Raw genomic sequence first — 14,131 nt, forward strand, 5'->3', positions numbered from 1 at the left:
CCCCGCAGCATCATGCCGATACAGCAATCAGCCGCAGCGGCCGCATTTTGTTGCTTCGCTCCAGGGCAAGACAGGGTGACAGCACCGCCGCCAGCTGAATTCGGTAGTATTCCAGGATCAGTGCGGAGGCGGTTTTCAATTGTGACTGAAGCTGTCGCAGTACCGCCTCCTGTCCAGGCCGATCCCCAGGCAGCGCCTCTTGACTGACTTCACCAACACGCTGATCCAGGCGCGAAAGGAGATCCCCGCCCTGCAGGTGTCTGCCCTTGCCTATCTCTGCCCGCAAGGCTTGCCACTCGCCACGGGCGAGGTCAGCCAGGCGCTCGTTCACCGCACGCATGTCCCGCTTGCCGTCGAGCCGCTCGAGAGCCAACCCGAGGCTTTTTGCCAGCAGGTCGAGACTTGCCATCCTGGGCGCGAGTGACTCGAGCTCATGCAGCACACCAAACCGCTGGCCAACCGCTGCGGACTCGCCTTCGGCCATCAGCTCGCGGGCCCGCTCGATACGCAGGGCAAACACGGAGTGAATGACGCGGATCTGCTGTTCCAGATCGCGGCGACGGGCGCGATTATCGCTGATGCTCTCATCGGCCGCAGACAGGGTTGTACCGCACAGCCGGTAATTTCCAGCCTCGATCGGTAGCTGCGCCCGGACCAGAATCCTGCCCAGCTGCATCAAGGCACCACGCTCCTCCAGCTCAGCCAGCCGCTCCTGGTATTCCCGCAACTCCACCAGCTTGCCGCGGAGCCAGTCGATGCACTCCTGCAGGTCCATAACGGCAGACTCATCACCCTGGGGTAGTGCGAGTGAAAGTACCCGCAGCGGCACGATCCGGTTGAAATATTCCTGCAGCACCTGCATCGACTCCTCGGCCTCCCGGCTCGCGGCCAGCAACTGCAGGTGCCCTACCGGGGAGGCTCCAACCTCGCCCAGAGCGCTGACATCCCGGCAAAGCTGCAGCATTGCCGGGAGCAGTTTTTCCGGCGAGAAGCTGCCCCGCAGCATGGGCTCCGCGTGGGCCGCCTCAACATCAGCAATCCGATTGATATCGGCAGGTGCGGCGGCATCCCAGGGATCCGAGGCATGGGTCATTGCCAGTTCCAGGTTGTCCCGGGTCTCATCGTCCAGCTGCTCACGAAGCCACACCACTGCGGCCGGGAAATCTTCCAGGCGCTGATCAATGATTGCCGCCTCACGGTTGGCTTCCGAGGCAATCAACGCCGAGTGAACCACCTGCTGCCACTTGTCGGCAAAACCGCTGAATGCCTCGCTGCCAATCATGGCGGCGCACCAGCGATCCGCCCGGCGCTGCAGCCGCCGCGCAGCCTGCTGCCCGAGGCGCTGGTGCAGCGCAAGCAGGCGATCGACTACCGGCGCCAACGGGCGCGCGCCATAACCCAGGATTCGATCTATCCGCTGCAGCAAAGAACCCTGCTCTGCTGCCGGGAATACCCGGCCGTCCTCAAAAGCTGCCTGCAAGAACTGCAGCCTGCGGGCAGTCCCCAATACCAACCAGGTAACGAGTGCCCAGCCCCGGCCGGCGTAAAGCCCCAGCGCGCGAGACAACAGACCGAGAAGCTCGCCACCGGAATAGGCCCTGACCGCTGAAAGTCCGACACTCAGGGCCGGTTGCTGCCGCCAGCACTGCTTCAGGTTTGCCCCGGCCGTCACATCACCGCCACGGCTTACCCGGATCTCCCCGGGCATCGGCAAGCCGGCACGCTCCGACAGCGCCTGCAGCAGCAGGAACAGCTGTGGCGCCTCCGCCCGCTGGAGAGAGCGACGCTCACCGGGGAGGGTTTCATCCAGGTCCGGATCCGCCAGAAAAAAAGGCACGACCGTGAACGCTGCTGCAAACGCGGACAGCAGCAGACTGGCCAGCACCCCAATGACCACCGAGGGACTGAACTCCCCGGCAATCAGCGATGCAGGAATTTCCCACAGTGCGCCGATGGCTGTTATCAGTAGCGCAGCGGCGCCAAGGGCAAATGCCGCCGGTACAATGGCCGCCCCTATCACACCCGGCAACAGGGCCAGCCAGTCGCTTGCCGGCTGGCGCGGGCGATGATCGGTGGCAAAGAGCGCTCCCAAGCCCTCGAGTGCACGACGCTCACCTTCATTGTTGCTGACATTGCTGGCGACCTTGTCGCCGCCGCTCGTCGCCGGGCGGCGCTCTGCGGCGTTCGCTTTCGTCGCGGGGGCAGCCGGCTCCTCCGCGTTCCCTGCCTTGCGGCGGTTGCGGCGCTGACTTGCCGCCTGAATCCTGGCGACCAGGGCCCGGTTATCGTATTTCCCGGCCGGGCACACGGCGATCTTGAGACCAAGCTGGTGCAGCCGGGTCTGATAATTGACCACGCTCGCGCGAGTCAGCCGGTCCTTGATCACCCAGCCCTTCAGCATCAGCCGCTGGGCCTGGGGCACCGGTATCTTGAACAGGTGGGCCGCGGCCTCGACGACTTCCTCTGCAGGCCTGCTGCGCAGGGTTTTTCCTGTGGAAACGATCTGGAACAGTTCCTGGCCAGACATCAGTCACTCCGGAGTCCCCGCCGAACCGGGAAAGGAGGCGGCGCGGGAATTGAAAAAGATTCGGGAAAGAACCCGGAGACTAAAAGATCTGGCCGATCCTGAGTGGGGACTGGTTCTCAACTGACAGGGCAACGGGGTCTATCGCAAGGATTTTGCGATGCAGATCACGGATGCCCTGAGAGGGAGAAGGGATTGGTGTCACCAAATGCGATTGCGGTTTTGTCCGGAGCCGCACCACGAGCGGCTCTATTCAGGGGCGAAAACCGCGAGGATCTGGCCTGAAAGCCCCTCCAGGGAGAGGGTTTTGCCTTCCGGCCTGAACCAGTTGTGGGTGTGTGCAATTGCGCCCTGGATCAGCCGGCGGCTCAATGCCGGGTCGTCCAGCGGACGCCCCAGCCTGGTGAAGACCTCGCGCCAGATCTGTTCATAGCTGTCGCGCAGTCGCAGAACGCTGGCCTGGCTCTCGCTGGACAGGCTGCGCCACTCCAGCACCAGGATGGAGAAACCCGGTACAGAGTGACCGTGCACGGCCTCCAGCTCGCAGCGAATACAGGCGCGCAGCTGATCCCGCGGATCTTCCTCAGCAGCCACAGCTGCAGCCATGCGGGCCCGGGCAAAACGGATGACCTCTTCCATCACGCAACGGAGGATCTCTTCCTTGCTGCTGAAGTGATGAAAGATACTGCCCGACAGAATCCCCACTTCGGCACCGATATCACGCACGGTAGTGCGGGCAAACCCTTTCTGCTGGAACAGCCGCGCGCCACAGTTGAGCAGTCGCCCGCGGGTCGACGCCGGGTCCGACAGTTCCCCGTCAGCCACCAGCTGATCGATCAGCGTGCGGTCCTCATACACACCGTCCTGCCCTGCCCCACGGACTGCCACTTGTTTTTTGCCAGCCTCGCTCCTCACCACCAACCTGTCCTCACCACAATCCCGCCTCTCCATTTTCTGGCACCGAAAGCCACCCTGAGAGCAGTCCGGCGCGATGGATGATTGCGAACCAAGCAAGTGCTTGGTAGTTTCTGTGATTGTCCGCCCACGACGGCGACCATGCAAGCCCGGCATTCGACAAGAAGGAGAACAGGCATGCCCTACGAGAGCCAGCTGCGCCCGCAAAGTTTCAGTAAGCAGACGATCATTGTCACTGGCGGCGGCAGCGGTATCGGTCGCTGCATCGCCCACGAGGTGGCAAGTCTCGGTGGGCACACCGTGCTGATCGGTCGCAGCGAAGAAAAACTTGCCGCGGTCGCCGACGAAATCCACACCGACGGTGGAGCCTGTAGCTACCACAGCCTCGATATCCGCGAGGAGGATGCAGTGGTGGAGACCGTGCAGGAGATCGTTGCCGAACGGGGGCAAATCCATGGTCTCGTCAACAACGCCGGCGGCCAGTTTCCGGGACTGCTGGCCCAGATCAAGCGGAAAGGTTTCGAGGCGGTGGTGCGCAGCAATCTGGTGGGCGGCTTCCTGATGTCACGGGAAGTCTTCAACCAGAGTATGGCGGAACATGGCGGCAGCATCGTCAACATCACTGCGGACAATGTCGGCGGCATGCCGATGATGGGCCACTCCGGTGCCGCCCGCGCAGGCATGGAGAATCTCACCCAGACCGCAGCGGTGGAATGGGCATCAAGCAGTGTGCGTGTCAATGCAGTGGCACCGGGCTATATCCTGTCCAGCGGCTTCGACACCTACGACCCGGAATTTCTTCGCCAGCTGTTGCCGGGTTTCCGCGAATCCATTCCCCTCGACCGCCTCGGTGAAGAAGCCGAGGTCAGCGCCACTGTCTGTTTCCTGCTGTCCGATGCCGCGCGCTATATCACCGGCCAGGTGGTTCGCATCGATGGCGGTGGCAGCCTCAAGCATCACTCGCCGCTCTGGCGCCCGTCCTCTGCGAAAAATCGCAAGGCGTTCAACGGTTTTCACAGAAGCAACCGGCCCAAAGTGGTCGAGGAGCTCGAGGCCGAGGGCAAACTCTGATGCAACCCTTCGATTCGTCAGTCGACCCCGGCTCGGAGGACTTCATTCGCAACCGCGAAGCGATGCTCGCCGCGGTGGAACAATTTCGCACTGCCGAAAGACAACCCCAGTTGGCAGCCGAGGCGCGCGCACAACGCTATCGCGAGCGGGGCTGGCTGTTACCGAGAGAACGTCTCAACCGCCTGCTGGACCCGGGGGCCCCCTTTGTGGAGCTATGCCCCCTTGCCGGTTACAAACTCTATGACGATTCCGACGGCAGCGGTGCCGGTGGCGGTGCCATCTGTGGTATCGGGTTTGTCAGCGGACGCCGCTGCGTCATCCGGGTGGACAACTTTGCGGTGAAAGGTGGGACCATTTCCCCGGCCGGGATGGACAAGGCACTGCGTATGCAACAGGTGGCCATGGAAAACCGGTTGCCTGTCGTGACCCTCGCGCAGAGCGGCGGAGCCAACCTGGTCTATGCCACTGAAACGTTTGCTCCCGGCGGCCGCGGTTTTGCCAACCAGGCCCGTATGTCGGCCATGGGTATTCCCCAGGTCACGGTGGTTCACGGCGGCGCCACTGCCGGCGGTGCCTACCAGCCTGGCCTTTCTGACTACGTCGTGATGATCCGCGGCCAGACCGGCATGTATCTGGCCGGCCCACCCCTGCTCAAGGCCGCCACTGGGGAAATCGCTGACGAGGAAAGCCTGGGCGGTGCCGAGATGCATTGCCGCGAAGCGGGTAGCGGGGACTATCTCGCAGAAGACGATGCTGATGGCATTCGCCTTGCGCGGGAAATCGTCGCCACCCTGCCGATGACAGAGCCATCCTCACAGGACCTGGACTGGCAGGAGCCGCTCTACCCGGCCGAGGAGCTGCTGGGCATCGTCCCGGCCGACAGCCGCAAGCCCTATGATGTCCGTGAACTTCTGGCCCGCATTGCCGACGCTTCTGCCCTGCTGGATTTCAAGCCGGAATTTGACACTCAGACGGTCTGTGCCCATATCCGTATCGAGGGGAAAACGGTCGGCGCCATTGGCAATAACGGCCCCATCACCCCTGCTGGGGCCAACAAGGCTGCGCAGTTCATCCAGCTCTGTGACCAGAGCGCGACCCCGCTGCTGTTTCTTCACAACACCACCGGCTTCATGGTCGGTACTGCGGTGGAACACCAGGGCATCATCAAGCACGGCTCCAAGATGATCCAGGCAGTCGCCAACGCCCGGATGCCGAAAATCAGCATCGTGGTCGGTGGCTCCTACGGTGCGGGCAATTACGCCATGTGCGGTCGCGGATTTGATCCCCGATTTATTTTCGCCTGGCCCAATGCCCGCACAGCAGTGATGGGGGCCGCCCAGGCAGGCAAGGTGATGCGGATCGTCAGCGAGCAGAAAATGCAGCGCAGCGGGGCCGTTGACGAGGCCATGCTGGACAAACTGGAGGCGGATACTGCGGCGTTCTTGGATGCCGGTTCGGATGCCATTTCCTGCAGCGCCCGCGTCTGGGACGACGGCATCATCGATCCCCGGGACACCCGCCGACTGCTGGGTTTCCTGCTGGAAACCTGTGCGGAAGCCAACAGGACACCGGTCGCGACAAATACTTTCGGTGTCGCGCGTTTTTAACCCGGGGCCGCCCTTCCGCGCCCCGGCCACCAGACCCCAAGGATTCCGGGAGGAGCCATGATCCTGACCGACGAACACCGAGAACTTCAGCGAACCGTAAGGAATTTCGTCCAGCAGGAGATCAACCCCTGCGTGGACGAGTGGGAGCGCGCTGGCGCCTTCCCGGTACACGATCTTTTTCTGGAACTGGGCAAACTCGGTCTGCTTGGTATCAGCAAGCCAGAGTCCTGGGGCGGGCTGGGTCTGGACTTCAGCTACGAGGCAGTTTTTCTCGAGGAGCTGGGCGCGGCCCACTGCGGTGGCGTGCCCCTGTCCATCGCAGTGCAGACCTCCATGGCCACCCCGGCGCTGGCGAATTTCGCCAGCGATGAACTGAAAGCCGAATTCCTGGCGCCGGCGATCCGCGGTGAGGCGGTCGCATCCATTGCTGTCTCCGAACCGGGCGCCGGTTCCGATGTTGCGGCGATCAAAACCCATGCGCGCAGTGATGGGGAGGATTACATCGTCAGCGGCGAAAAAATGTGGATCACCAACGCACCCGTCGCGGACTTTTTCTGCACTCTGGTCAATACCGGTGATGGCAAGCCCCACCAGAATAAATCCCTGCTGGTCATTCCGGCGGATATGCCCGGTGTCACCGTGGGCAAGCGGCTGCACAAAATGGGCATGCGCTCATCGGAGACCGCACCAGTGGCTTTCGAAGACGTGCGGGTGCCAAAGCGCTACAGAATTGGTGATGAGGGCGCTGGCTTCCTGCTGCAGATGCTCCAGTTCCAGGAAGAGCGCCTGGCCGGGGCGGCGCTCACCATCCGCGGTCTGGAAAACTGCATTACCCACACCATCGACCATGTGCGCGAGCGTCGGGTTTTCGGCAGACCACTGCTCGACAACCAGGCCATTCACTTCGCCCTCGCGGAAATGCAGACCGAAGTGGAGTGCTTCCGCTCCCTCACCTGGCGTGCGGTAGAGGCATTCGTGGCCGGCGAGGATGTGACCACCCTGGCCTCGATGGCAAAACTGAAGGCGGGCCGCCTTTGTCGCAGTATCCCTGATCAGTGTCTGCAATTCTGGGGCGGCATGGGTTTTATGGAGGAGACACTCATCAACCGCGCCTATCGTGACTGTCGCCTGACGCCGATCGGCGGCGGAGCCGATGAGGTGATGCTCGGCATCATCTGCAAGCTGATGGGTATTCTGCCCCGCCGGCGACGCCAGACTACCCCGGAAAACCAGAGTGTCACCGAATAGGGATCCGGTCGCCCACCGTGTGGAAATGGCAGCACGTGCAAGACCTACTGCAAAGGAGAAGATGGCATGACTGCGCTGATCACTGAACAGCGAGGCTGCGCGATGGTAGTGACGCTGAACCGCCCCGAGCTGCGCAATGCCCTCAACCGTGCCTCCATCGAGGAACTGGAGACGGTGCTGGCGGCAGCCGAGAGTGATCCGGGGCTGCGGGCCCTGGTGATTCGCGGCGCCGGGGGCCATTTCTGTGCCGGTGGTGACCTGGCCGATATGCTCGAAGCACAGCAGTCTTTCCGCAATGGCGACCAGAAAGCCTTTGTGGAACTGAGCCGCCGCTTCGGCAGGTTCTTGCAGACGTTGGAGCGCAGCCGGCTGGTGATCCTGAGCGCAGTCGAGGGGGTGGCCATGGGGGGCGGCTGCGGTCTGGTCTGCGCCAGTGATATTGCCGTTGCCGCACCGGGGTCCCGGTTCTCTCTGCCGGAGACCCGCCTCGGCCTGCTGCCGGCACAGATCGCCCCTTTCCTGATCAGCCGTATCGGCCCCGGCCAGACGCGGCGACTGGTCCTCGGTGGTGAGACCCTGGATGCCGCCGAGGCATTGCATATCGGACTGGTCCATCGCCTGGCGGTCAGTAGTGAGGAGCTGGACCACGAGATCAACCGCTTCCTCGCCAATCTACAGCGCAGCGCGCCCAATGCGCTCGCCACCACCAAGGCCCTGGTTCGCAACGCGGCCCGTGCGCCTGCGGACGCACAGGACCCGGTGCTCGACGCGGGTGCCGCCGCTTTCTCAGCCGCCTTGCTCGGTGACGAGGGGCGGGAAGGCGCTCTGGCTTTCCTGGAAAAGCGCCAACCCTACTGGGCGAAATCATGAGTCCCATAGAGATGCCGGCAAAAATACTCCAACAAGCCGAAAACAATTGCGACCACCCCACCCTGCTGATCGCCAACCGCGGGGAAATTGCCGCACGGATCGTCCGCACGGCCCGGGCACACGGATATCGCACCATCGCCATCTATAGCGACGCCGACGCCGACAGCCCCCATGTGCAGCTGGCCGATCTGGCCGTGGCCATTGGTGGCCGGACTCCTGCGGAATCCTACCTGGATATCGAGCGCGTGCTTGCCGCTGCCAACGAGGGCGGTGCCGGGCTGGTGCACCCAGGCTACGGTTTCCTGTCGGAAAACCCCGCTTTTGCCCGCGCCTGCATTGATCGCGACCTGGTCTTTGTCGGGCCCGCCGCCGACACTATCGAACTGATGGCCAACAAGCGCCGTGCCAAAGCGTTGGCGGAATCCGCCGGCGTCGCAGGCGTTCCCGGATACAGTGGCAGTCAGGAGGACGCAGCGCTGCTGGAAGCCGCGCACGAGATAGGCTTCCCGGTGATGATCAAAGCGGCGGATGGCGGTGGCGGGCGCGGTATGCGGCTTGTCCGGGCGCCGGAGCGCTTTGCCGCAGAATTGCGCTCGGCTCGCTCCGAGGGCAGGGCCGCCTTCGGCAGTGATGAGGTAATCCTGGAGAAGGCCATCTTTTCTGGCCGACATATCGAAATACAGGTATTCGGCGATAGCCACGGCAATATCGTGCACCTGGGCGAGCGGGACTGTTCACTGCAGAGGCGCCACCAGAAAATCATCGAGGAAAGTCCCTCCCCAGCCGTCGACACGGCCCTGCGCTCCCGCCTTGGCGAGGCCGCAAGAGCGGTCGCGGCTGCGTGTGACTATGTCGGCGCCGGCACCGTAGAGTTTATCCTCGACGGGGATGGTAATTTCTATTTCCTCGAGATGAACACCCGGTTGCAAGTGGAGCACCCGGTAACGGAAATGGTCAGTGGCTTCGACCTGGTGGCGTGGCAGCTGCAAGTTGCCCGCGGTGAGCCGCTGCCGGTGAGCCAGGACGAGATCGACCGGAAACTCGCACGCGGGGGACACGCCATCGAGGCCCGCCTTTACGCCGAGGATCCCGCCCGGGGCTTCCTCCCCCAGACTGGCAAGATACAGGCATGGCTAGCGCCCGGCGGCACCGGTATCCGTGTCGATGCCGGCATTCGCGCGGGGCAGGAAATCACTTCTTACTACGATCCCATGCTCGGCAAGCTGATTGCCTGGGGCGAGAACCGGGAGCAGGCGCGGCTGCGCCTTGTTCAGGCCCTGCAGACGCCAGCACTGGTGGGCCCGGCCAACAATTTTCCGTTTCTGATCGACCTGCTGAGCTCCGCCGAATTCAGTGCAGGGGCGATCACCACGGACCTCCTCGATCGCGGCGACCTTTCCCTGCGGGCGCCGCAACCTGCGCCGCTTAACATTGCAGTGGCGGCAGTCCTCATCCACGAGCATGGGCTCAGTGCCCGCGACCGTCGCGCACGGCGCGCCAACTGGCGCACGGCCAGCGACAACACTCCGTATACCTACCGGCTCGCGCTCGCAGGCCAGGTTAAAGAGTCTCTGCTATGGCCACACCACGACGGCAACTACCGTGTCCAGTGCGACAACGAGACCCTGTCGATTCGGTTGTTGAACGTCGGTTGCCACGGCGACCTGCAGCGTGCCGAGCTCACTGTCGGCTCACTCCATCATGCATTCAGTTACGTGCATGACGGAGAGGTGCTGTACCTGCTCGATGGCGGACACCAGTGGAAATTCAGCGATATCACCCAGGCCCCGGCCAGCCAGGGCGAAAGCGCCGACTCCGGTCAGATACTGGCGCCAATGGATGGCCGCATCATCGAGGTCAATACCAGCGCGGGGGCGTGTGTCACTCGGGGCGCCACACTCGCGGTCATGGAGGCCATGAAAATGGAACTTCCATTAAGGGCGGCCTGTGATGGTGTGGTCACCAGGTTGGTTGCCAGTCCCGGTGACCAGGTCCGTGGGGGCCAGTTACTGGTTGAAGTCCAGGCTGAGAGCGAAACCGGCGTGTCTGCTCCGGCAGAGCCTGCCCACTGAGAACTGCCGTGTTTGATATCGACAGCACCCGACTACCAAGCCCATTTTTTTGCGACGAGCACCAGCAGTGGCGGCAACAGTTGCGGCGCTTTGTCGAGCGGGAGATCTCGCCCTATGTGAATGACTGGGACGAGGCGTGCACGCTGCCTGACGGACTCTGGCCACGCGCCGCCAGTGTGGGGCTTTTGCAGCTGGGGTATCCCGAGCAATACGGCGGTGTGCCCGGTGATATCTTCCATTTGATCGTGGCAGCCGAAGAGCTGGCCCGCTGCGGTGCCGGTGGTGTCTACGCAAGCCTGATGGTACACGGGATCGCCCTGCCACCGCTGCTGCACTATGGTTCGCCTGAACTCAAAGACGAGATCATCCCCCCGGTGCTACGGGGTGAAAAACATATTTCCCTGGCCATTACAGAGCCCTCTGGGGGTTCTGATGTGGCCAACCTCAGATGCTGGGCGAAGCGTGACGGAAGCGACTTTATTGTCAGTGGCGAGAAAACCTTTATCACCGGCGGTATGCGGGCGGACTGGTTTACCACCGCGGTACGCACCGGAGGCGAGGGTTTTGGTGGGATATCCCTGCTGCTGATTCCCGCCAATACCCCGGGGGTTACGCGGCAGGCGCTGACCAGGAAACAGGGCTGGTGGTGTTCGGATACCGCCAGCATTTTCTTCGATTCCGTGCGCGTCCCTGCAAGCCATCTCGTCGGCAGTGAAAACCAGGGTTTCCTCCCCATCGTGCACAACTTCAACCAGGAGCGCCTCGGCATTGCCGCGTCCTGTGTCGAATCCAGCCGCGTGTGCCTGCAAGAGGCCATCGAATGGGCACAGCAGCGGGAGACGTTCGGTAAACGCCTCGCCAACCACCAGGTCATCCGGCACAAGTTTGCGCAGATGTTGCAGCGCATCAACGCGACCCAGGCCTACCTCGACCTGTGTGCCTGGGCCGAGCAGCAGGGCCAACTGAAAGTCGCCGACTTGGCACTACTCAAGGTGCAGGCAACGGAAACCCTCGAATACTGTGCCCGGGAAGCCATGCAGGTGATCGGCGGCGCGAGCTACATGCGCGGCAGCCGCACCGAGCGCATCTATCGTGAGGTTCGGGTTAATGCCATTGGCGGAGGCTCCGAGGAAATCCTGCGGGATCTCGCTTCGCGCCAGATGGGGATTTAACGCGGCTAGCGGTTTCCGTCCCAGACATCATGCTCCACACCGGGTATATCGTGCTTGCGCGCATCGAAGACGGGTTCTCGCACGCCCTGCGCGCGCTGCGCCTCATAGTCTGCCAGCACGCGGAAGGCGACCCCGGAGAGCAGAAGGATCGCCAGCAGGTTGGCCGTCGCCATAAAGCCCATGGACATATCCGCCATGTTCCACAGCAGGGCAAAGTTATCCGAGCTTCCGCTGTAAGCCACCCAGGCACCGAACAGGATGAAAAGAATATATAGCGCCCGGTAACAGAAAATCGAAGTGCGCGTGTGCCAGAGATAGAAGATGTTGGTCTCTGCGTAGTAGTAATTGGCAATGATGGAAGTAAAGGCAAAGAAGATCAGCGCGAACGCCACAAAACTACCGCCCCAGGCCCCCACCTCACTGGCCAATGCATCCTGGGTGAGTGTCACCCCCTCCATATTGCCAACCATATGCACATCGGCCAGCAGGATGATCGAAGCCGTGGCTGTGCAGATCAACAGCGTATCGAGGAACACCGAAGCCATCTGCACATAGCCCTGCACCGCCGGGTGCTTGACGTCCGCCGCGGCACCCACGTTCGGTGACGAACCCATGCCGGCTTCGTTGGAAAAGAGTCCCCGCTTGATGCCATTGGCAATCACCGCCCCCAGCGCCCCGGCGCCCGCCTCCTGGAAACCGAAGGCATTGCCGATAATTGTCCCAATTACACGTGGCAACTCCCCCAGGTTCATGAAAATCACCGCGATGGCGATGGCCAGGTAGGCCAGTGCCATAAACGGCACCACGATACTGGCAAAACGACCGATGCTGTGAATACCGCCAAAGACGATCACGCCCGCCAGTAATGCAATGCAGACTCCCACCAGCAGCGGGTTTACCCCCCAGGCACCATTCACTGCCGCTGCCATGGCATTGGACTGCACGGCATTGAAGAAGAAACCAAAACTCAGGATCAGGAAAATGGAGAACAGAACCGAGAGCCATTTCCAGCGTTTGCCAAGCCCCTTCTCGATGTAATAGGCCGGGCCGCCGCGGAAAGTGCCATGCTCCTCGCCCCGCTCCTTGTAGGTCTGGGCCAGGGTATTCTCGATAAAACTGGTGGCCATGCCCAGCAGGCCCACCATCCACATCCAGAAGACTGCGCCGGGCCCACCGGCGGTGATGGCGACGGCCACACCAGCAATGTTGCCGGTGCCTACCCGCGCTGCCGCGCTGGTGGCAAATGCTTCGAACGAGGAAACCGACCCGCTGTGCTCGTGGCGGAAGCTGTGCCGCATCACTGACAGCATGTGACCGAAGTGGCGGAACTGGATAAAGCGGCTGTGCCAGGTAAAGTAGATCCCCGTGGGCAGCAGACCGGCGACGAGAATCCCCAGCCACCAGAAACCACCGATTCCGCCCCAGGTGATGGCATTTCCCCAGCCGACAAGACCCGCGAGGCCATCGAGGAAGGCTTGCATGAGATACTCCCGAGCGATTCGAGCCCCATTCCCCGCTGACTGAGAAAGCTAGGGGGAACGCTGGCGCGCAATACGACTAATCTGACAAGAATAGACGAATTACGACGTGCTCAGCGTTGCGGATGCCTACAGAAAGATTTCCCGTGCCCGCTGCGGGGATACCACCTTGCGCCCCGCCTGCTCGGCAACCTGTACCAGAGCCTCGATCAGCTGGCCGTTGCCGCCGGTGCGCTCCCCGCCGGGAAGGTAGAACGTATCTTCCACGCCGGTACGCAGGTGCCCGCCGAGCTCCGCCGTACGCCGGTGCACCGGCCAGATTTCCTCCCGGCCAATCAGGGTGGTCTGCCACAGGGCGCCGGGTTTCATGTAGCGCGGTAACAGCCCCAGCAGTTCGCTGTCCGCCGGCATCCCCGAGGCCACGCCCATCACCAGGTTGTAATTGGGTCTCTCCACCATGCCAACGTCGGCAAACATGCCCACAGAACGCACGATACCCACATCAAAACATTCAAACTCCGGGCGGGTACCGGTTTCCGAACACACCGCCAGTAGTTCCTCAACTTTTTCCACCGGGTTTTCAAACAGCATGGGCGGCCAGGCCCAGGTGCCGTTGGAGCGGGCCTTGAGGTAGTTGAGGCTGCCGGCATTACAGGCGGCAATTTCCGGGCGGCCTGCACGGATACACGCCAACGCACCGGCCTGATCGCGACCGATGGTACCGGTGGTGAAATTGAGGATGACATCCGGGCAGGCAGATCGGATCGCCTCGGCAATCGCCGTCGCCACCTGTGGGTCCCAACTGGGCAGATGCCCCATACCCGGCTCCTGCGCGCGAAAGTGCACATGCATCACCGAAGCGCCCGCATCGAAGGCTTCCCGCGCAGAGCGCGCCATTTCTTCGGGGGTCACCGGTACCGGATGCTGGCTCGGGTTGGTCAGTACCCCGGTCAGGGCACAGGTAATGACGACTTCATCGGACATGGCGGGATCCTCTCGCGCGGCGGCAGGTACCGCCCCTTCTATTGCCTTCAATCGAGACTGCATCGAAAGCGACCGCATAACCAAGCGCGTGCTTGGTGAGACTTCGGTGAAAGTACCATACTGGCCCCGGGGACAGAAGCCTGTGCATAGCGCCCGCGCAGCCGGGCGCAGAGCCAACCAGACAGGCACC

The 14,131-nt window shown here is 62.6% G+C and carries 10 protein-coding genes; 6 read left to right on the top strand and 4 right to left on the bottom strand.

Going from position 1 to position 14,131, the window contains the following annotated elements:
* Positions 1–10: 10 nt before the first annotated feature.
* Together LVD12_RS01900 and LVD12_RS01905 are read right to left on the bottom strand one after the other, a co-directional pair.
* Positions 11–2,527 carry a M48 family metalloprotease gene (locus tag LVD12_RS01900; RefSeq protein ID WP_237065227.1) on the bottom strand — a complete coding sequence of 839 codons (2,517 nt, stop codon included), beginning with the start codon at positions 2,525–2,527 and terminating at the stop codon, positions 11–13.
* A 246-nt stretch (positions 2,528–2,773) separates the two neighbouring features.
* Complete coding sequence (locus tag LVD12_RS01905) at positions 2,774–3,412, bottom strand: TetR/AcrR family transcriptional regulator (protein ID WP_237065228.1); 639 nt, start codon at positions 3,410–3,412, stop codon at positions 2,774–2,776.
* A 204-nt stretch (positions 3,413–3,616) separates the two neighbouring features.
* On the opposite strand from LVD12_RS01905, the gene LVD12_RS01910 reads away from it, so the two are divergent.
* The 6 genes from LVD12_RS01910 (at position 3,617) to LVD12_RS01935 (ending at position 11,479) form a co-directional block, all read left to right on the top strand.
* A complete protein-coding gene (locus tag LVD12_RS01910; protein ID WP_237065229.1) occupies positions 3,617–4,510 on the top strand; it encodes an SDR family oxidoreductase in 894 nt (297 codons plus the stop codon).
* Positions 4,510–6,117, top strand: a complete 1,608-nt coding sequence (locus LVD12_RS01915; protein WP_237065232.1) for an acyl-CoA carboxylase subunit beta — start codon at positions 4,510–4,512, stop codon at positions 6,115–6,117. Before LVD12_RS01910 ends, LVD12_RS01915 begins: the two co-directional genes overlap by 1 nt.
* 57 nt (positions 6,118–6,174) lie before the next feature.
* Positions 6,175–7,365, top strand: coding sequence for an acyl-CoA dehydrogenase family protein (locus LVD12_RS01920; protein ID WP_237065233.1), 1,191 nt, complete (start codon positions 6,175–6,177; stop codon positions 7,363–7,365).
* Positions 7,366–7,431: 66 nt separating this feature from the next.
* A complete protein-coding gene (locus tag LVD12_RS01925) occupies positions 7,432–8,235 on the top strand; it encodes an enoyl-CoA hydratase/isomerase family protein (RefSeq protein WP_237065234.1) in 804 nt (267 codons plus the stop codon).
* On the top strand, positions 8,232–10,307 hold the full coding sequence (locus tag LVD12_RS01930) for an acetyl/propionyl/methylcrotonyl-CoA carboxylase subunit alpha (protein WP_305080501.1): 2,076 nt from the start codon (positions 8,232–8,234) through the stop codon (positions 10,305–10,307). The genes LVD12_RS01925 and LVD12_RS01930 overlap by 4 nt, the downstream gene beginning before the upstream one ends.
* Before the next feature lie 8 nt (positions 10,308–10,315).
* A complete protein-coding gene (locus LVD12_RS01935) occupies positions 10,316–11,479 on the top strand; it encodes an acyl-CoA dehydrogenase family protein (RefSeq protein WP_237065235.1) in 1,164 nt (387 codons plus the stop codon).
* A gap of 5 nt (positions 11,480–11,484) precedes the next feature.
* On the opposite strand, the gene LVD12_RS01940 is transcribed toward LVD12_RS01935, so the two are convergent.
* A complete protein-coding gene (locus LVD12_RS01940; protein ID WP_237065236.1) occupies positions 11,485–12,960 on the bottom strand; it encodes an alanine/glycine:cation symporter family protein in 1,476 nt (491 codons plus the stop codon).
* A 126-nt stretch (positions 12,961–13,086) separates the two neighbouring features.
* Positions 13,087–13,941 (bottom strand): beta-keto acid cleavage family enzyme, encoded by an 855-nt coding sequence (locus LVD12_RS01945; protein ID WP_237065237.1) that lies wholly within the window; start codon positions 13,939–13,941, stop codon positions 13,087–13,089.
* Between the last annotated feature and the right edge of the window lie 190 nt (positions 13,942–14,131).

Origin of the sequence: Microbulbifer guangxiensis (assembly GCF_021729075.1) — a bacterium.
GTDB lineage: Bacteria > Pseudomonadota > Gammaproteobacteria > Pseudomonadales > Cellvibrionaceae > Microbulbifer > Microbulbifer guangxiensis.